This window comes from Malaciobacter pacificus (assembly GCF_004214795.1).
Taxonomy (GTDB): Bacteria; Campylobacterota; Campylobacteria; order Campylobacterales; family Arcobacteraceae; genus Malaciobacter_A; species Malaciobacter_A pacificus.
On record NZ_CP035928.1, the window covers coordinates 2,120,744 to 2,141,529 of the forward strand.

General features: G+C 31.1%; 15 protein-coding genes and 5 tRNA genes. 3 read left to right on the forward strand and 17 right to left on the reverse strand.

Going from position 1 to position 20,786, the window contains the following annotated elements; genetic code table 11:
* Positions 1 to 8: 8 nt before the first annotated feature.
* From rpoC to mraY, 17 genes are all read right to left on the reverse strand, one after another.
* Entirely contained in the window at positions 9 to 4,538 is a 4,530-nt protein-coding gene (rpoC, locus tag APAC_RS10740; protein ID WP_130234105.1) for a DNA-directed RNA polymerase subunit beta', read from the reverse strand.
* Entirely contained in the window at positions 4,528 to 8,676 is a 4,149-nt protein-coding gene (gene rpoB / locus APAC_RS10745) for a DNA-directed RNA polymerase subunit beta (protein ID WP_130234106.1), read from the reverse strand. The genes rpoC and rpoB overlap by 11 nt, the downstream gene beginning before the upstream one ends.
* A gap of 171 nt (positions 8,677 to 8,847) precedes the next feature.
* Positions 8,848 to 9,222, reverse strand: a complete 375-nt coding sequence (gene rplL / locus APAC_RS10750; protein ID WP_130234107.1) for a 50S ribosomal protein L7/L12 — start codon at positions 9,220 to 9,222, stop codon at positions 8,848 to 8,850.
* A 52-nt stretch (positions 9,223 to 9,274) separates the two neighbouring features.
* A complete protein-coding gene (gene rplJ, locus APAC_RS10755) occupies positions 9,275 to 9,763 on the reverse strand; it encodes a 50S ribosomal protein L10 (protein ID WP_130234108.1) in 489 nt (162 codons plus the stop codon).
* Positions 9,764 to 9,929: 166 nt separating this feature from the next.
* Positions 9,930 to 10,628, reverse strand: coding sequence for a 50S ribosomal protein L1 (gene rplA, locus APAC_RS10760; protein WP_130234109.1), 699 nt, complete (start codon positions 10,626 to 10,628; stop codon positions 9,930 to 9,932).
* Positions 10,629 to 10,706: 78 nt separating this feature from the next.
* Positions 10,707 to 11,132, reverse strand: a complete 426-nt coding sequence (gene rplK, locus APAC_RS10765; protein WP_130234110.1) for a 50S ribosomal protein L11 — start codon at positions 11,130 to 11,132, stop codon at positions 10,707 to 10,709.
* A 103-nt stretch (positions 11,133 to 11,235) separates the two neighbouring features.
* Positions 11,236 to 11,763: a transcription termination/antitermination protein NusG gene (nusG, locus tag APAC_RS10770; RefSeq protein WP_130234111.1), complete on the reverse strand. Its 528-nt coding sequence runs from the start codon at positions 11,761 to 11,763 to the stop codon at positions 11,236 to 11,238.
* 12 nt (positions 11,764 to 11,775) lie between these two features.
* Entirely contained in the window at positions 11,776 to 11,958 is a 183-nt protein-coding gene (gene secE / locus APAC_RS10775; RefSeq protein WP_130234112.1) for a preprotein translocase subunit SecE, read from the reverse strand.
* Between the two features lie 207 nt (positions 11,959 to 12,165).
* Positions 12,166 to 12,241, reverse strand: a tRNA-Trp gene (locus APAC_RS10780).
* A gap of 34 nt (positions 12,242 to 12,275) precedes the next feature.
* Complete coding sequence (rpmG, locus tag APAC_RS10785; RefSeq protein ID WP_130234629.1) at positions 12,276 to 12,434, reverse strand: 50S ribosomal protein L33; 159 nt, start codon at positions 12,432 to 12,434, stop codon at positions 12,276 to 12,278.
* 19 nt (positions 12,435 to 12,453) lie between these two features.
* A complete protein-coding gene (gene tuf, locus APAC_RS10790; RefSeq protein ID WP_130234113.1) occupies positions 12,454 to 13,662 on the reverse strand; it encodes an elongation factor Tu in 1,209 nt (402 codons plus the stop codon).
* Between the two features lie 220 nt (positions 13,663 to 13,882).
* Positions 13,883 to 13,959: transfer RNA gene (locus APAC_RS10795), tRNA-Gly, on the reverse strand.
* Between the two features lie 10 nt (positions 13,960 to 13,969).
* A tRNA-Tyr gene (locus tag APAC_RS10800) sits at positions 13,970 to 14,054 on the reverse strand.
* Positions 14,055 to 14,117: 63 nt separating this feature from the next.
* Positions 14,118 to 14,194, reverse strand: a tRNA-Thr gene (locus tag APAC_RS10805).
* Positions 14,195 to 14,202: 8 nt separating this feature from the next.
* Positions 14,203 to 14,278 (reverse strand) — tRNA-Phe (locus tag APAC_RS10810).
* Between the two features lie 41 nt (positions 14,279 to 14,319).
* Entirely contained in the window at positions 14,320 to 15,492 is a 1,173-nt protein-coding gene (gene murD / locus APAC_RS10815; RefSeq protein ID WP_130234114.1) for a UDP-N-acetylmuramoyl-L-alanine--D-glutamate ligase, read from the reverse strand.
* 9 nt (positions 15,493 to 15,501) lie between these two features.
* Positions 15,502 to 16,563 (reverse strand): phospho-N-acetylmuramoyl-pentapeptide-transferase, encoded by a 1,062-nt coding sequence (mraY, locus tag APAC_RS10820; RefSeq protein ID WP_130234115.1) that lies wholly within the window; start codon positions 16,561 to 16,563, stop codon positions 15,502 to 15,504.
* 68 nt (positions 16,564 to 16,631) lie between these two features.
* Here mraY and gpmI point away from each other — a divergent pair, with 68 nt between their 5' ends.
* Genes gpmI through APAC_RS10835 form a run of 3 tightly spaced genes read left to right on the forward strand, consistent with a single transcriptional unit; the run spans position 16,632 to position 20,783 of the window.
* Positions 16,632 to 18,107: a 2,3-bisphosphoglycerate-independent phosphoglycerate mutase gene (gpmI, locus tag APAC_RS10825; protein ID WP_130234116.1), complete on the forward strand. Its 1,476-nt coding sequence runs from the start codon at positions 16,632 to 16,634 to the stop codon at positions 18,105 to 18,107.
* Positions 18,108 to 18,115: 8 nt separating this feature from the next.
* On the forward strand, positions 18,116 to 18,811 hold the full coding sequence (locus tag APAC_RS10830) for an ATP-binding cassette domain-containing protein (RefSeq protein WP_130234117.1): 696 nt from the start codon (positions 18,116 to 18,118) through the stop codon (positions 18,809 to 18,811).
* A 1-nt stretch (position 18,812) separates the two neighbouring features.
* Positions 18,813 to 20,783 (forward strand): transglycosylase domain-containing protein, encoded by a 1,971-nt coding sequence (locus APAC_RS10835; RefSeq protein ID WP_130234118.1) that lies wholly within the window; start codon positions 18,813 to 18,815, stop codon positions 20,781 to 20,783.
* Positions 20,784 to 20,786 lie beyond the last annotated feature (3 nt).

Below are 20,786 nucleotides of genomic sequence, written 5' to 3' on the forward strand. Positions count from 1 at the left end.
CTTATTGATTATTGCTCATAATCAGCAAATTTAACTTTTTTGTCTTTGTATAGACCAGTTCCAACAGGAATAGTTCTACCAATAACAACGTTTTCTTTTAAGTCTTCAAGCATATCCATTTTTGCACTAATTGCAGCTTCTGTTAATACTTTTGTAGTCTCTTGGAAAGATGCAGCAGAGATAATAGAATCTGATGTAACAGCTGCTCTTGTAATACCAAGTAATAATGGCTCAGCAATTGCAGGTTGTCCACCAAGTTTAATAATTCTTTCATTCTCAATTTTAAATCTTTTCTTAGAAACCATATCACCAATGATAAACTTAGTATCTCCACCATCAATAATAGATACTTGTCTTAACATTTGAGATGTAATAACCTCAATATGTTTATCGGCAATATTAACCCCTTGAGATCTATATACTTGTTGTACTTCAGAAACAATGAAGTAATGAAGTGCTTTTTCACCAAGAATTTTTAATACATCATGAGGAGAAACTTGACCATCTGTTAATGCTTCACCAGCGTGAACAAACTCACCTTCATGTACTAAAATTTGTTTAGATTTTTCTACTAAATACTCAGCTTTAACACCATTTTCATCAGTAACAATTAATCTTTGTTTATTTCTTAGTGGTTTACCAAATGAAACCATACCATCAAATGATGCTAAAACAGCAATTGATTTTGGTCTTCTAGCTTCAAATAACTCAGATACTCTTGGAAGACCTCCAGTAATATCTTTAGATTTTTGAGTAGCTTTTGGTGTTTTACCAATAATATCTGCAATCTCTACTTTTTGACCTTCAGAAACATTAATAGATGTTTTAGGCTCTAATGAATATCTAATTAACTCTTTTGCTTCAGTTGCTAATATAACTGTTGGTTTATATCCACTTGGGATATATTCATTAACAACCAATTTAGAAGTTCCTGTTAATTCATCAAATTGCTCAGAAACAGTAACACCTGGAACTACATCTTCAAATGTAATTGTTCCTGCTTTTTCTGCAATTGTTGGGTTTGAATATGGATCCCACTCAGCAATAACAACTTGCTCACCAGATGCTGGTTTTGCTAATACTGAATTATTTTCAATTTCAGAATTATCATCAAATTCTACAACAGAACCTCTTGCAATATAGTGTCTTAATGCTTCTCTATCTTCAGCATCAACAACAACAGCAAATACACCTTTGTCATTTACAACATCACCAGCTTTGAAGTCTTCTCTTCTTTCTAAATAATCACCATGTAATTTGTAGTATTTAACAACACCCTTAGCTCCTGAAACAATCTCAGAAGTAATTGGAGCACCATCTTCAACTCTTAATACAGATGCAAAAGGAATTCTGTTAGGAACATTCCATCCATCTTTAATCATCTCAACGATAGACTCATTTTGTTCAACTTCAACACCATCAGTGTATGGTAAGTATAATTTACCTTCAATTTTTCCAGAAACACCAGCAAGCTCATTAGCTCTTGCAACGTCATTCTTTCTTAAGTAATATTTTTTAGTATCAGTACCATTAGTAATTGTTAAAATAGTCTCTTCGTGAATAGTTTCAACAGTTACTTTACCTTTAAATGGTGCATTAATTTTTGGTTCAACTAATAAAATACCAGCATTTCTTCTGTTTGCTACAATAGCTTTTCCATTTCTATCAATATATGTTTTAATATTGTAGTATCTAATGAAACCTTCTTTATCAGCTCTTAATTCTCTCTCAGTTTGAGTTGCACTTGCAGTTCCCCCAACGTGGAATGTTCTAAGTGTAAGCTGAGTACCTGGCTCACCAATAGATTGCGCAGCAACAACCCCAACAGCTTCACCAGGAGTTACTTTTCTTTGCTCACCAAGGTTAAGACCATAACATTTAGCACATAAACCATGCTCTTCTTTACAAGTTAATGGTGTTCTAATAGTAACAGCTTTTACTTCAGCATCAGCAACAACTTTTGCATCTTCTTCAGAAATTAATGAACCTTCAGTAAATAAAATTTCATTTGAAATTGGATCAATAATATCTTCAGCAATAACTCTACCAGTGATTCTTTCTTCTAATGACTCAATTAGTTCATTACCAGAAGAGATATCTGTAATTTCAACACCTTCATGAGTTCCACAATCTTCATTAGTAATTCTAACATTTTGAGAAACATCAATAAGCTTTCTTGTTAAGTAACCAGCATTTGCTGTCTTAAGTGCTGTATCGGCAAGTCCTTTTCTCGCACCGTGAGTAGAAATAAAGTACTCAAGTACATTTAGACCTTCTCTAAAGTTCGAGATAATTGGTGTTTCAATAATAGTACCATCAGGCTTAGCCATAAGACCCCTCATACCTGATAACTGTCTAATCTGAGCAGAAGAACCTCTAGCCCCTGAGTCAGCCATCATATATATAGAGTTAAATCCACCTTTATCAGACTCAACAAGTTGCATCATCTCTGTTCCAAGTTTATTATTAACTTCTGTCCAGATATCAATAATTTTATTGTATCTTTCTTGCTCAGTTAATAAACCTTGACCAAATTGTTTTTGAACTTCAATAACTTCTTTTTTAGATTTAGCAATGTGCCCTTCTTTTGAATCAGGAACTCTAATATCATCAATAGAGATTGAAATACCAGCTTGTGTAGCATATTTGAAACCTAAGTTCTTTAAGTTATCTAAGAATTTAGGAGTTACTTCATAACCACCATGCTTATAGATATAGTCAACTAATGTACCAATATCTTTTTTCTTTAAAATTTTATTCCATAATTCAACTGGAACAAATGGAGGTAAAATCTCTTTAATAATTAATCTACCAACAGTTGTATGAATTACTTTATTATCTACTTTAGATCTAATTTTTGCATGTAAGTCAATTTTTCCAGACTCTAATGCAATTTTTACCTCATTTACATCTGTAAATAGTTTATGTTCACCTTGAACACCATCTTTTTCTAATGATAAGTAGTAAATACCTAAAATCATATCCTGTGATGGTACAGCAATAGCTCTACCAGAAGCAGGTAAAAGAATATTCATAGATGACATCATTAAAATCTTAGCTTCAGCAACAGCCTCTTGTGATAATGGCACGTGTACCGCCATTTGGTCACCATCGAAGTCGGCATTAAATGCAGCACAAACTAATGGGTGTAATCTAATAGCTTTTCCATCAATTAGTACTGGGTGGAAAGCTTGAATAGAAAGTTTGTGAAGAGTTGGAGCTCTATTTAGTAATACAGGATACTCATCAACAATCTCATTTAAACATTCCCAAACTTCATTTGTTTGTGATTCAATTAATCTCTTTGCAGATTTTAAAGTTGTTGCATAACCTTTTTCTTCTAACTTAGCCATTAAGTGTGGTTTAAATAACTCTAAAGCCATTTTCTTAGGAATACCACATTGATCCATATTTAATGTAGGTCCAACAACAATAACAGATCTTCCTGAGAAGTCAACCCTTTTACCAAGTAAGTTCTGTCTAAATCTACCTTGCTTACCTTTAATGATTTCAGATAAAGATTTTAAAGGTCTTTTATTTGCACCTTTAACTGCATTTGCTGTTTTACCGTTATCAAATAAAGCATCAACTGCCTCTTGAAGCATTCTTTTTTCATTTCTAATAATAATTTCAGGTGCATCAAGTTCAGTAAGTCTTTTTAGTCTATTATTTCTGTTAATAACTCTTCTATAAAGGTCATTAACATCAGAAACTGCAAACTTACCACCATCTAATGATACAAGTGGTCTTAAATCTGGAGGAAGAACTGGAAGTTGTGTTAACATCATCCATTCTGGTCTATTTCCAGAGTTAATAAAGTTCTCTACAACTTTTAATCTTTTAACAATAGTTTTTCTTTTTGCTTCAGATTTAGTCCCAGCCATTTCTTCTTTAAGAACAGTTAATAATTCAAATAAGTCTAAAGTTTCTAGTAGTTCTCTAACTACATCTCCACCCATATTTGCAGAAAATCCAGTGTGTTCAAATAAATCAGAAATAGTTCTATATTGTTCTTCATTTAAAATATCAAATTTTTCAACTTTTTTAGTTTTTTCATTATCATAAAAAGCTTCACCTGGTTCTGATACAATATATGCTTCGTAATATAATACTCTTTCTAAATCTTTTAATTTAACACCTAGTAATGTACCAATTCTTGTAGGTAATGAAGATACCATCCAAATGTGAGCAACTGGAGATACTAAGTCAATGTGACCCATTCTGTGTCTTCTAACTTTAGAAGAAGTTACTTCAACACCACATTTTTCACATACAACACCTTTGTATCTCATCTTTTTGTATTTACCACAAAGACATTCGTAATCTTTTACTGGTCCAAAAATTTTAGCACAAAATAAACCATCTCTTTCAGGTTTTAATGTTCTATAGTTAATAGTTTCTGGTTTTTTAACTTCACCACAAGACCATGAAAGTATTTTTTCTGGACTTGCTAATCTTAATTGGAAAGCAGCAAAATCTTGCGGTCTTTCTAACTCTTTAATTTCTATTGGTGATAAAATTTTTTCATTATTGCTCATCGTTTTCTACCTCTTCAAAAATCTCAACATCTAATCCAAGAGCTTTAAGCTCTTTAGTTAATACGAAGAATGTTTCTGGAACACCAGATCTTGGTACATTTTCACCATTTGCAATCGCTCTATAAGCTCTTGTTCTACCTTCAACATCATCAGATTTAGTTGTAAGCATCTCTTTAAGCACAGAAGTTGCACCATATGCTTCTAAAGCCCATACTTCCATTTCTCCAAATCTTTGACCACCAAATAATGCTTTACCACCAACTGGTTGTTGAGTAACTAAAGAATAAGGACCAGTAGATCTTGCGTGAACTTTTTCATCAACTAAGTGGTGAAGTTTAAGCATATACATATAACCTACGTTTACTCTTTCTTTCATAGGTTCACCTGTAGTTCCATCATAAAGTTGAGTTTTACCATCTGAATCTATTTTTGCTAATTCAAATAGTTTTGCAAACTCTTCTTCTTTAACACCATCAAAAATTGGAGTAGCAAATCTTACACCTGTTGTCCAATCTTGACCATATTTAATTAATTCTTCATCACTTAATGATTCTAAGAATTCTTTACCATTCATTAATTTTGCAACATCTGCAATTTCAATCATTTTAGCTCTTAATTCTGATACAAACTCTTCTCTTTTTGCTTCAAAAATATCTTGAATTTGTGCTCCAAGTTTTTTACCAACTAATCCTAAGTGAACTTCTAAGATTTGTCCGATATTCATCCTTGAAGGTACCCCTAATGGGTTAAGAATAACATCAACAGTTTGACCATCATTTAAGTAAGGCATATCTACTTTAGGAACGATATTAGAAACAATACCTTTGTTTCCGTGTCGTCCAGCCATTTTATCCCCAACTTTAATTTTTCTCTTAGTTGCAATATAAACTTTAACTTGTTTAATTACACCACTTGGTAAGATATCATCATGCTCTAAAACTTGAAGTTTTTCTTCATGCTCATCTCTTAAAGTTGCTTTTTCTTTAATGAAGTGCTCTTTAATTTCATTATATTTTTTCTCAACTTCTTTTGAATAAGATGAAACTACTTTTTTCATAGCAAATCTATTAACATTTGTTAAAACATCAAAAGGAATAGTTTCACCTTTTTTGTATGTTACTTCATCAACTTCTACATCTTTATCTAAAGGTGATTTAGATAATAAATCATTAATTTTTAAGATTTCTTCTCTATCTAACATTAATAATTTATCATGATGTTTAACATCTAATTCAGCTTTTTCTGCTTCTATTTCAGCAATAGCTCTTTCATCTTTTTCGTATCCTTTTTTAGTGAATACTTTAACATCAACAACAGTACCTTCCATTGAAGTTGGACATACTAAAGATTTGTTAATAACGTGACCTGCTTTTTCACCGAAAATTGCTCTTAAAAGTCTCTCTTCAGGAGTTGGTTTAATTTCACCTTTTGGAGTAACTTTTCCAACTAAAATCATACCTGGTTTAACGAATGTACCAACTTTTACAATACCTGAGTTATCTAAGTGAGTAATTGATTCTTCTTTAACACCTGGTAAGTCTCTAGTAATTTCTTCATTACCATGTTTTAACTCTCTACATTCAACATCTTTTTCATAAATATGAACAGAAGTAAATGCATCTTCCTCAATTAATCTTTCAGATAAAACAATCGCATCTTCATAGTTATATCCATTCCAAGGCATGAAGGCAACCATTGCATTGATACCAACACCTAATTCACCTTTATCCATAGATGGACCATCAGCGATTACTTGACCTTTTTCAACAATATCACCCTCTTTAACAGCAATTCTTTGTCCAAATGAAGTATTATTGTTTGTTCTAACATTTTTATTTACTGTATAGTGGTCAATGAAAGCACCGTTTTCATCTTCACCTCTTACATAAATATTTTTTGCATCTGCTTTTTCAATTACACCAGCTCTATCAGCTTTAATTGCTTCCCATGCATCTCTTGCAACGATTTTTTCTAAACCAGTTCCAACAACAGGAGCACTTGGTCTTAATAATGGAACCGCTTGTCTCATCATATTCGATCCCATAAGTGCTCTGTTGGCATCATCATGTTCTAAGAATGGAATTAAAGATGCAGCAACACCCATAACCATTTGTGAAGAGATATCAATTAAATCAACTTTAGATCTTTCCATAAGTAGAATTTCACCATCTAATCTAGCTTCAATTAATGGCTCAACAATTTTTCCATTTTCATCAACTTTAGTTGAACCTGGAGCAATTACTAATCCCTCTTCTTGAGTTGCAGTATAGTATGAAATTTCATTACTTACAATTCCATCAACAACTTTTTTATATGGAGCTTCAATAAATCCTAAATCATTTACCTTTGCAAATGTAGATAAAGTATTGATAAGACCAATATTTTGCCCCTCTGGAGTTTCAACTGGACAAATTCTACCATAGTGAGTTGGGTGAACGTCCCTTACTTCAAATCCAGCTCTCTCTTTTACTAAACCACCTTCACCAAGTGCAGAAAGTCTTCTTTTATGAGTAACTTCTGATAATGGGTTAGTTTGATCCATAAATTGTGATAATTGACCAGATGTAAAGAACTCAGTAATTGTTGAAGTGATCATTTTAGAGTTAACTAAATCATGTGGCATAATATCTTCTAATGTACCAGATAAAGTAGTCATTTTATCTCTAATTGCTTTTTGCATTTTGATTAAACCAGAGTGTAACTCATTTGCTAATAGTTCACCAATTGCTCTAATTCTTCTGTTTCCTAAGTGGTCTCTATCATCAATATGACCATGACCCGCTTTTACTTTTACTAAGTATTGAACTGTTTTAATAACATCTTCATAAGTTAATGTAGTAACATACTCAGGAACATTTACACCTAACTTGTGGTTCATTTTCATTCTACCAACTTTAGTTAAGTCATATCTTTCTGGATCAAAGAATAATTTTTTAACAAACTCTTTAGCAGCTTCTTTAGTTACAGGTTCACCCGGTCTCATAACTTTATAAATTCTGATTGCAGATAAATCATTTTCATCATCAATACCTTCAGTTTGTTTAAGAAGTTTTAATGACTCAGCATCAGCTTTAAATGCATTAATAATTGAATTATCAACTCCAGAAGCTAAATCATTTGCTATATCAAATGAATCGAATCCTAAATCTAAAAGTTTTTTTAATTTTAATTCATCTAAATTAGTTAATGAATCAAATAATACTTCACCAGATTCTGGATCAAAAATAGTATTAGCAGTAGATCTATCCATTAATAGTTCAAGTGGATATTCAATTAATTTTAAACCACCATCAACTAAAGCTTTAGCTTTTCTTGCAGTTAATCTTTTACCTGCAGCAATAACTAAATTACCTTTATCATCTTTAATATCAAATTCAACTCTACCTGTAAAATCATCTGGATTAAATTCAGTTAAAAACTTGTTGTTCTTAATTTTAATGTTTAATACTGGGTAGAACATTTTTATAATATCTTCTTTAGAATATCCTAATGCTCTAAATAAAATAGTTACAGGAACTTTTCTTCTTTTATTAATTCTTACATATAATACATCTTTTGCATCATATTCAAAGTATAACCAAGAACCTCTATCTGGAATAATTTGACCAGTATAGATTAATTTATTATCAGATGTATTTGATTCTTCTTCTTTAAAGATAACACCCGGAGATCTATGTAATTGATTAACAACAACTCTTTCAACACCATTTACGATAAATGATGTTCTTTCAGTCATAAGTGGAATTTCTCTGATGAATAAAGATTGTTCTTTCATATCTTTAACACCAATTTTTTCACCAGTCTTTTCGTCTAAATCCCATAAAGTTAATCTAATATTGATTTTTAAAGGAATTGAATAAGTTAGACCTCTAACCATAGATTCCCTAACATCATATTTAGGTTTTCCTACTTCTGAGCCTAAGTAATCTAAAGTGATTCTATTTTGAGTATCATGAATTGGAAAAATTGACTTGAATACTTTTTCTATACCAGCATCAGTTCTTTCATTTTGTCCAATCATTAAAAATGAATCATACGAATTTTGTTGTAATTGTAATAAGTTTGGAATTTCAATTTGTTGTGGATTTTTTGCAAAATCAACTCTAAGTCTATTACCAGATTTTAAAGAGTTTAACATTTCAGGCCTTGTTATAAAATTTGGTTTAATTTTGCTTTTCAGTAGAAAGCACAAAAGCATCCATAAAGGATAGGGTTAAAATTCCTATGAATTCTAACCTTAACCTTCAAAGATGCTAGTCGTTACACAGGGGGGTTTATACCCTGCGTACATGAAAAAGTGGGAGGAGAATTATGCTAATTCTACAACTGCTCCAGCACCTTCTAATTCAGCTTTTGCAGCTTCTGCATCTTCTTTTGAGATACCTTCTTTTACTTTTGCACCAGCTTCTTCAGCCATTGCTTTAGCTTCTTTTAATCCTAAACCAGTTAATGCTCTAATTACTTTAATAACATTAATTTTCTTAGCTCCAGCATCTTTTAAGATTACATCGAACTCAGTTTTTTCTTCAGCAGCTTCAGCAGCTCCACCAGCAACTGCACCAGCTACAGCTACAGGTTGTGCAGATACACCAAATTTTTCTTCGAATTCTTTTACTAATTCAGATAACTCTAATACAGATAAACCAGAGATGTATTCTAATACGTCTTCTTTAGAAATTGCCATTTCATTTTCCTTAAATTATTTTTATTTATATTTATTAAAATTGCTTATATTATTAAGCAGCCTCTTCTTCTTTTTTTCTTCTAAGAGCATCAAGCCCAATTGTGAAGTTAGCAACAGGAGCCATCCAAGTAGCTGCAAGCATACCAAGAAGCTCTTCTCTAGATGGTAATTTAGCAAATGCCATAACTCTATTAACATCAGAAATTTCACCTTCGATAATTCCTGATTTAATTGAGAATTTATCTTTATTAGCCATTGCGAATTTATCAGCTACTTTACAAGCAGAGATTTGATCTTCAGACCATAAGAAAATATTTGTACCATTTAATTCAATATCACCTAATTCAGCATTTTTAACTGCAACTGTAACTAATGTGTTTTTAGCAACTTGAACTTTAGTATTATTCGCTTTTGCATCTTTTCTTAAAGACTCTAACTCTTTATGAGAAAGACCTTTATAATCACATACTACTACTGCTTGTGAACCTTTAAATTCACCAGTTAAAAAATCAATGATTTCAGCTTTTTGTTGTTTAGTCATTTATCTTTTCCTCCCTTCAAAACATCGACTTAGGCGGGACTTACTAGAAACGGAGGTGTTTCTAACCAGCTGTCTTCAGTTTTATTTCAGTGCTTTGATTAACACTCAAAAATATTGATTAAAATCAACACTTTTGAATGTTTTATATTAAATAAGGAAAGTATCCTTATTTAATGTCCATTAACTCTAAATTATCTAATTTAATAGATGGAGACATTGTTAATGAAATTGCTGCATTAGTAATATATCTACCTTTTGCAGATGCAGGTTTTGCTTTATTAATAGCTGCTACGAAAGCCTTTACATTCTCTTCAATTGCTTGTTCAGTAAATGAAATTTTTCCAACTGCTGCTTGCATATTACCTTTTTTATCAACTCTATAAGTAACTTGACCACCTTTAGCATCACTAACTGCTTTTGTTACGTCCATAGTTACAGTTCCAGTTTTTGGATTTGGCATTAAACCTTTTGGCCCTAAAATTCTACCAACTTTACCAACTACACCCATACAGTCTGGAGTTGCTATTAAAACATCAAAATTAATGTTTCCAGCTTGAATTTCAGCTGCTAAATCATCATTACCAACAATATCAGCACCTGCTGCTTTAGCTTCGTCCATTTTTGTTCCCTTTGCAAATACTGCAACTCTTACAGTTTTACCAGTACCATTTGGAAGAACAACTGCACCTCTAATCATTTGGTCAGCATGTCTAGGATCTACATTTAAGTTTAACGCTACTTCTACACTTTCGTCAAATTTAGCAGATTTTAAATCTTTAATTTTTGAACAAGCTTCATTTAATGCATATTGCTTGTCTTCAATTTTTTGTGCTAATTCTTTATATCTTTTTGAAACTTTTGCCATTTTTTTCTCCGCAATTTATTATATATTTTGCTACCGCCTTTTAAGTCTGGTGGTTAGACTATTTATTGATTTAGAATATTATAATTCTACGTCAACACCCATTGATCTAGCAGAACCTGCAACAATCTTAGCAGCTTGTTCTTTATCATCAGTATTTAAATCAGAGATTTTCATATCTACGATTTCCATAATTTGATCTTTAGTCAATTTACCAATCTTATTTTTTAATGGATTATCAGAACCTTTTTTAACTCCTGAAATCTTTTTAATTAAATCAGTCATTGGTGGTTGCTTTGTAACAAATGTAAAACTCTTATCTGAATAGATAGTAATTTCTACAGGAATGTTAAATCCACCTTTATCTTTAGTTTTTTCGTTGAATGCCTTACAGAATTCCATAATGTTAAGACCTCTTTGACCAAGAGCTGGACCAACTGGAGGTGATGGGTTAGCAGCACCAGCAGGAATTTGTAATTTTAAGTAACCAGTTACTTTTTTTGCCATGTTTTTCCTTTCTAAAATATATTGTTGTTAATGATTTTTAGGCATTAGACAAATAAACTATAAAAGAAGCTAGTTTTACTTGTCTAATGCCTAAATAAATAATTTAAACTACTCTTTCTACTTGAGTATATGAAATTTCTACAGGAGTATTTCTTCCAAATATAGAAACATTTAATTTCAACAATCCAGAAGCCATATCAAAGTCTTCTACCACACCGTTAAAGTTTGCAAATGGTCCTTCATTAATTCTTACCATCTCACCTTCATCAAAAGATACTTTTGGTTTAGCTGCAGCCCTATTTTGAACTTTTTCTAATATCATGTTAATATCTTTATCAGATAATGCAGTTGGCTTTTTTGATTCACCAATAAATCTTCCAACTTTAGGCATTGATTGAATCCTATGCCATAAAGCAGTATCTAAATCAATCTTTGCAAATGCATAAGCTGGATATAAAGGTCTTTCAACAATAACTTTTTTACCTTTTTTTATTTCAATTAAATCTTCTGTAGGAACTAATACTTCTGAAATTCTTCCATCAGCCATTTCTTCTGATAATTGAAGTAGTGCTCTTTTTACTGATAACTCACTACCAGAATAAGTTTGTATTGCATACCATTTTTGTGCCATTTTTTTAGTTCCTTAGTTTATTACTGAAGATAGTGTTAAAGACATGATTGTATCAATTAGTGCTAAAAACAAAGTTATTACTGTAACAACAATAAATACAGATAAATATGCTGATCTTATTTGCTCTTTAATAGGAAAAATAACTTTACCAAGTTCTGCTTTAACACTAGAATAATAACTTCTTAATTTACTCACAATCGACTCCAATAATTATTACAAAATACTATAAATTCTTTTAAAAAGAGCCTTAACTTCTTTTAAAAAAACTTCAGATATTACCAAGATAAAATAGATCTTATGCATAGATTAACTTGGACACGAATTATATCGAAAAAAGCTTTAATTATGCTTATAATAAAAAAATTTAGATAAATTTGAAAAATAGAGGTTTGATTTTTGTAGTGGCAGGCCAGGAGGGACTCGAACCCCCAACCATCGGATTTGGAATCCGGCGCTCTACCATTGGAGCTACTGACCTGTGGGAATATAAGATTCGGGTTAAACCCGAATTCTTATGATTTTAATTTCACTTCTTTGTGATTTGTGTGCTTTCTTAATCTTGGACAATATTTTTTAACCTCAAATTTCTCAGTGTGAGTTTTTGGGTTTTTCCAAGTAGTGTAGTTAATATCTCCACTCTCTTCACATTTTAGTCCGATTTTAATTCTAATTCCTGCCATAAATTAATCCTTATTTGATAATTTCAGCAACAACTCCAGCACCTACAGTTCTACCACCTTCTCTAATAGCGAACTTAGTTCCCTTTTCAAGAGCAATTGGAGCAACTAATGAAACTGTCATCTCAACGTTATCACCTGGCATAACCATTTCAGTACCTTCTGGTAATGTACAAGAACCAGTAACGTCAGTTGTTCTTACATAAAATTGTGGTCTGTATCCTGAGAAGAATGGAGTATGTCTACCACCTTCCTCTTTAGATAAGATATAAACCTCACCTTTAAATTCAGTATGTGGAGTAATTGATCCTGGCTTAACAAGAACTTGTCCTCTTTGTACTTCTTCTTTTTTAATACCTCTTAATAAGATACCAGCATTGTCTCCAGCTTGACCTTCGTCCATTTCTTTTCTGAACATTTCAATACCAGTTACAGTAGTTTTCATAGTGTCTTTCATACCAACGATTTCAATCTCTTCGTTTAGTTTGATAGTTCCTTTTTCAATTCTACCAGTTACAACAGTACCTCTACCTTGAATAGTAAATACATCTTCTACAGGCATTAAGAAATCTTGATCAGCATCTCTTTCTGGAGTTGGAATGTAAGCATCAACTTCAGCCATTAAGTTATAAATTTTTTCAGACCACTCACCAGCAGCTCCACCTTTAGCTTCTTCTAAAGCTTGGAATGCAGAACCAGCAACGATTGGAGTATCATCACCTGGGAAATCGTACTCTGAAAGTAATTCTCTAACTTCCATTTCAACTAATTCTAACATCTCTTCTTTATCTTCGTCATCTAATTGATCTTCTTTATTTAAGAATACAACGATGTAAGGTACACCTACTTGCTTAGATAATAAGATATGCTCTCTAGTTTGTGCCATTGGACCATCAGTAGCAGCGATAACTAAGATAGCTCCGTCCATTTGTGCAGCACCAGTAATCATGTTTTTAACGTAATCGGCGTGACCTGGACAATCTACGTGAGCGTAGTGTCTAGTTTCAGTTTCATACTCAACGTGAGAAGTAGCAATTGTAATACCTCTTTCTCTTTCCTCTGGAGCGTTATCAATTTGATCGTAATCCATTGTAGCTTGACCATTTTTAAGCCCTAAACACATAGTGATAGCAGCTGTTAGTGTAGTTTTACCGTGGTCAACGTGACCAATAGTACCAATGTTTACGTGCGGTTTACTTCGCTCGAATTTTTCTTTTGCCATAGAATTCCCCTTCTAAAATTTTGGTTATTGCCCTCTGAGTAGATAAGCCCACAGTGGCTTCTCTATTCAGAGGGGATTATTATAAATGTACAAAAAATTTTTGTGACACGCATTATATTTAAAAAATACTAAATTTAACTTTAATGGGAGTAAATATTATGAAGAGTTATAAAAGTTTTTGTGCTTATAACTCAGCTCCCAGTAATCAATAAATAAAAAATGGAGCGGGAGACGAGACTCGAACTCGCGACAATCTGCTTGGAAGGCAGAAGCTCTAGCCAACTGAGCTACTCCCGCAACATTTGCGTGGTGGTGAGGGAAGGATTCGAACCTTCGAAGCCGTAGGCGGCGGATTTACAATCCGCAGGATTTGACCACTCTCCAACCTCACCGATTAAAAAATTATTGTTCTGGTCAAGCGCTGATCTTATAAAAGATTACGCACGACAAAAAAATGGAGCTGGTGAAGGGAGTCGAACCCCCGACCTGCTGATTACAAATCAGCTGCTCTAGCCAACTGAGCTACACCAGCCTCCAAAATGGTGGTTCGAGGCAGAATCGAACTGCCGACACAAGGATTTTCAATCCTTTGCTCTACCGACTGAGCTATCGAACCATTTTTAAAGGACTGGAATTATACATAGTACATTATTAATATTAACTTAAATTCGAAACAAATTTTTTAAATTCTTCTCCTCTATGAGAATATGAATTAAATTGATCTAATGAAGCAGCGGCAGGAGAAAGGATTCCCACACCATCTTTATTTAAATTATTATCAATTAACTCTACCGCTTTGTCTAAATTGAAGCACTTTTTAACTGGTATTTCATACTTATTACAATAATTAGCTATTTTATCAGTATTAGTTCCAATAGAATAAACATAGATATTTAAATCTTTAATGTTTTCAAATAAAGGTATTAAATCTGCCCCTTTATCATCACCACCAAGAATTATATGTATATCTTTTGACTTATATGGTACTAAGGCATTTATTGTTGCATCAACATTTGTAGCTTTACTATCATCAATCCATAATCTACTTTTTAAATCAAAGAATTCTTCTACTTTATGTTTATCTATATGAAAAGTATTTATTTTTTCATAATCAACTTCATCAAATAAAATTTTTAAACTAGCTAAAGCTAGAATAGAATCTAGTAAAAAAGGTTCTTTAAATTTTATTTTAGATTTATCAATATCAAGTTTTTTACATAGATCATCACTGCTTTCATATGTAATTACATGAGCATTAGTCTCGTAGTTTTTAAATGCATTAGGAATAATTGCAATGTCATTTTCTTCCATCAAATCTAGAGGCTTTAATTTTGCATTTTTATACTCTTCAAAACTTCCATGCCAAGTAATATGATCTTCAGATATAGGAAGTAATATAAAAATATTTGGTTTAGCTTTTATAGTATAGTGTAGAGTAAAAGATGAAGTTTCTAAAATCCATATCTTTTTATTTGTATCCAATTTACTTAATGGTACACCAATATTTCCACCATATACACTATCATAATCTTCTAGTATATGTTGAGTCATTTGTGTAGTTGTAGTTTTCCCATTAGTTCCTGTTATCCAAATTGATAAAGGCATTTCTTCATAGAATAAATCATAATCACTTATAACATTGGTAGATTTTTTTACCATTTCATTATATGGTGGTATTCCAGGACTTACAACTGTTAGTTCAGCACTACTTAAATCATAATCTTTAAAATCATTATCATCATACAAAATTGCATTAGGAAATTTTTCTTTTAAAGCTTGTGCTGTAATTCCTTTCCCTAATATTCTAATTTTTCTATCATAAGTATTCATATCTATTCTTTATCTAATTTTTAGACTTAATAAGGCAAACAGATTAGTCATAAATGCAATTATCCAAAATCTAACTATAATTTTGTTCTCTTTCCAGCCTTTTTGTTCAAAATGATGATGAATTGGTGCCATTAAGAACACTCTTTTTTGTCTAAGCTTATATGAACCAACTTGTAATATAACAGAAACTGTTTCAAGTACAAATATAAATCCAATTGCAAGTAATAATAATTCTGATTTTGCTACAATTGCCATGTATCCCATAAACGCACCAAGAGGTAGTGAACCAGAATCACCCATAAAAACTTCAGCGGGGTGTGAGTTAAACCATAAAAATGCAATTAATGCGCCACAAATTCCTGCACCCATTATTACTAATTCCCCTGCTATTTGAATATTAGGTAATAAAAGATAAGAAGAAAAAACTGAGTGTCCCGTTACATAAACTAGCAAAGAAAGTGTAAAAAATGCCATAACAGAAGGTACGGTAGCCAAGCCATCTAAGCCATCAGTTAAATTTACAGCATTTGAAGTTGCAACAATAACTAACATCCAAAAAACAATTGAATAAATACCCATCTCAAATAAAGGAAATTTATAAAAAGGCGTATATAAGTCTGTTGTATGAGAAAAATGATATAAAATAAAAGCTATAACACCTGCACAAACAAATTGAAGTAATAATTTAGCTCTAGCACTTAGACCTTCTGAATTTTTTGCTTTACTGATTTTAGAGTAATCATCTTGAATCCCTATCAATGAGAAAAGACCTAAAGTAAGAAGTCCTCCAACTACATAGAAATTATTTAATTTTGCAGTTAACACTGTTGCAATTATTGTTGCAAAAATAAAAACAACTCCTCCCATTGTGGGTGTCCCAACTTTTGATTGATGGGATTCAGGTGCATATTCATATATAGGTTGTGAAGCCTTTTTAGCTTTTGCCCATCTAATAAACTTCGGCATTAATATCATTGTTAAGATAAATGCAATAAAAAAGCTCATTCCAGCTCTAACTGAAATATACTGAAATATGTTAATATCTAGGTGTCTATAAAACCAATAAAACAAACTTAAACCTTCATTTTGATATAATCAGCGCGATTATATAATAATATACTTGTTAAAAGGTTTAAATAATGTCAAATAAGACGATACTAGTAATTACAGATGGGATAGGTCATAACGAATCAACAAACTATAATGCATTTGCAACTGCAAATACACCTACGTATGACTATTTATTTGAAAATGTACCATATTCATTAATCCATACATATGGAAATTATGTAGGTTTACCTAATGGTCAAATGGGAAATAGTGAAGTTGGACACATGACTATAGGTAGTGGTAGAGTTTTATATCAAGATTTAGTAAAAATTAATTTAGCACTAGAAAAGAATACTTTAGAAAAAAATGAAGTAATCATTAAAACATTAAATGATTCAAATAATATTCATTTAATAGGACTTTTAAGTGATGGTGGTGTTCACTCTCATATTGACCATATTATTGGCCTTGCCAAAATTGCTAAAAAAAATGCAAAAAAAGTTTTTATCCATATAATAACAGATGGTAGAGATGTTGCTCCTGATTGTGCAAATAAGTATATAGCGCAAATTGAAAATATCTGTGATGAAGATATAAAAATTGGAACAATATCTGGAAGATACTATACAATGGATAGAGATAACAGATGGGAAAGAGTTCAAAAAGGTTACGATGCAATTGCTTTTGCTACTCCTAAAACAACACAAAATGTAACTGATTATGTTTCTAAGTCATATAAAGAAGAAATTTTTGATGAATTTATTGTTCCAAGTGCCTTTGAAGGTTATGATGGAATTGAAGAAAATGATGGAATAATTTTCTGTAATTTTAGAAGTGATAGAATGAGAGAAATTTCTTCAGTTTTTGCAAAAAAAGATTTTAGCGAATTTAAAACAATTAATAAAAATATCAATATTGCAACAATGACACAATATGATAAAAATATTCCATTACCAGTAATATTTCCTAAAGAGACTCCTAAAAACACTTTAGCTGAAGTTATTTCAAATGCAGGATTAAATCAACTTCATACTGCTGAAACTGAAAAATATGCACACGTAACATTTTTCTTTAACGGTGGAGTTGAAGAGCCTGTATTAAATGAAAGTAGAGTTTTAATTCCATCACCATCTGTTGCAACTTATGATTTACAGCCTGAAATGAGTGCACCACAAGTTGGGCAAACAGTAAGAAATGCTATGGATAATAACACAGATTTTATAGTTGTAAACTTTGCTAATGGTGATATGGTTGGGCATACTGGTGTTTTTGAAGCAGGAGTTAAAGCCGTTGAAGCTGTGGATAAAGAACTTGGACTTATTATAGAAAAAGCAAAAGAAAAAAACTATAATTTAATATTAACATCAGACCATGGAAACTGTGAAATGATGAGAGATGAAAAAGGTAATACATTAACTAACCATACAGTTGGAGATGTTTATTGTTTTGTAATGTCAGAAAAAGTGAGAGAAGTTAAAACTGGAAGTTTAAATAACATTGCTCCAACAGTTTTAAAACTTATGAATTTAGAAATTCCTTCACAAATGGATGAAGCATTAATATAGAGTTTAATATGTTGAATCTTAATATTAAAAAACTAAAAATCGACTTTAAAAAAAATAATCTAGTTGATATATCATTTAATATTGATGATTCTACAGCTTTAATTGGAGAAAGTGGGAGTGGAAAATCACTTACACTTAAAGCACTTCTAAATCTTTTACCTAAAAATTTGGAAGTGACTAAGAATATAGATTCAAACTTTGAATTAAATTCAAACTCAATTGGTTTTATACCTCAAAATCCTTTTACTTCATTATCACCAATGACAAAGATTAACAAACAATTTTTTTGTGATGAAAAGAAAAAAGTTGAAGTATTAAAATTAGTAGATTTAGATAAATCAGTTTTAAATAAATTTCCTAGCCAACTAAGTGGTGGACAGATTCAAAGAGTAGTTATCGCAATTGCAATTAGTAAAGATGTAAAAATTTTACTATTAGATGAACCAACTACAGCATTAGATATTGAAAATAAAAAAAATGTAATTACATTAATAAGTGATTTGAAAAAGAGGCTTAATCTTTTAATTCTATTCGTAACTCATGACATCGAATCTATAAAAGAAATCTGCAAAAATATAGTTATTATAAAAAAAGGTAAGTTAATAGAATCTGGATTAACAAAAGAAATATTAGAAAATCCAAAACAAAACTACACTAAAATATTAATAAACTCATCATTTGCAAATAAAGAATTTAGGAAATAAAATGTTCAAATATTTACTTGGTTTAGTTATAGTTATTTCACTTGGAATAGCTGGTTGGTTATATAATTTATATGATGAGATTAAACATGATGTCGATAAAGTTGTAAATTATTCTCCAAAACAATCAACTCAATTTTTTGATAATAATGGAAAACTTATAGCAAATACTTTTCAAGGTGAGAACAGGGATTATGTCAAATATGATGATATACCAGCTAGAGTTATCGAAGGATTAGTTGCAATAGAAGACACACAATATTTTGAACATTTTGGTATAAACCCAGATGCAATTAGTAGAGCAATAATTAAAGACATAAAAGCAAGAGCTTTTGTTGAAGGGGCAAGTACTTTAACTCAACAATTAATAAAAATGCTTGTTTTAACAAGAGAAAAAAAAATAATTAGAAAAGTAAAAGAAGCTTTGTTAGCTATAAGACTTGAAACTATTTTAACAAAAGAAGAAATTTTAGAAAGATATTTGAATCATGTATATTTTGGACATGGATATTATGGAATTAAAACTGCAGCAAAGGGATATTTTAATAAAGATTTATATGAATTATCATTAAAAGAAATTGCAATTCTAGTGGGTCTTCCAAGAGCTCCAAGCTTTTATGACCCTACTAAAAATTTAAAAATTTCTTTAGCAAGAGCTAACCAAGTTATAACAAGACTAAATACACTTGGTTGGATAAACGAAGAACAATATAAAATATCAATAAAAGAGACTCCTAAAATATATGACCAAACTTTAACACAAAATAAAGCTCCTTATATTATTGACTATGTTACAAAACTATTAATAAATGATATTCCTGACCTGAAATATGGTGGATATAAAATATATTTAACAATTGATTTAGATGCACAAGAAATTGGTAAAAAAGCTTTAATCGCCTCTTATGAAGAAGCAGTAAAAAGAGATGAAGATTTTAGAAAAAAAGAAAAATCTTCTAATGATGAATACATAAATGATTTAAATGGAGCATTAGTATCTATTGAAAGTAATAGTGGGAAAATTCTAGCACTCGTAGGTGGTATGGATTATAAAACTTCTATGTTTAATAGAGCTGTTCAATCAAAAAGACAACCAGGAAGTGCAATAAAGCCTTTTTTATACCAAATAGGTTTAAATGAAGGATTAAATCCAGCTAGTGAATTAGCTGATATTTCAAGAACTTATGATTATAAAGTTAATGGACAAAAAAGAAGATGGCAACCAAAAAACTATGGTGGAAATTTTAAGGGATTATTATCATTAAGAGAATCTTTAATGTTCTCAAGAAATCTTTCTACAATTAATCTTGTAACAGATACTGGAATAGATATAGTTAGAGATAATTTACAAAAATATGGATTTAAGACAATCCCAAATGACTTATCTATAACTCTTGGTACAATGAGTGTTTCACCTTTAGAATTTAGTGAATATTTTAGTGTATTTGCAAATAATGGAACGCAAGTTAAACCTTATATTATAGAGCAAATAACAAATAATAAAGGCGAAAGTATTTTCTTTGAACCTGAATATAAAGAGATTGATGAACCTGAACAAACATATCTTATAACTTCAATTTTACAAGATGTAATAAATAATGGTACAGCAAGAAGAGCTGCAGTATCAGGTATTGAATTAGCAGGTAAAACAGGAACTACAAATAATAATGTAGATGCATGGTTTGCAGGATATTCACCATCAATTCAAACTGTAGTTTGGTTTGGTAAAGATGATAATAAACCTATGAGGAAAACAGAAACTGGAGGTAAAATTGCTGCACCTGCATTTGCATTCTTTTTTAAAGAGTATTTAGCTTTACATCCTGAAATTCCAAGAACATTTACAAAACCATCAAAAGTTTTTGTATCAACAATAAATGGAAAGACTGAATACTATACACAAAAATCTCCTCTTCCAGAAATTGAAATAGAAATCGTACCTGAAGATCCAAATGAAGAAGTAATGGAATTTTAATAA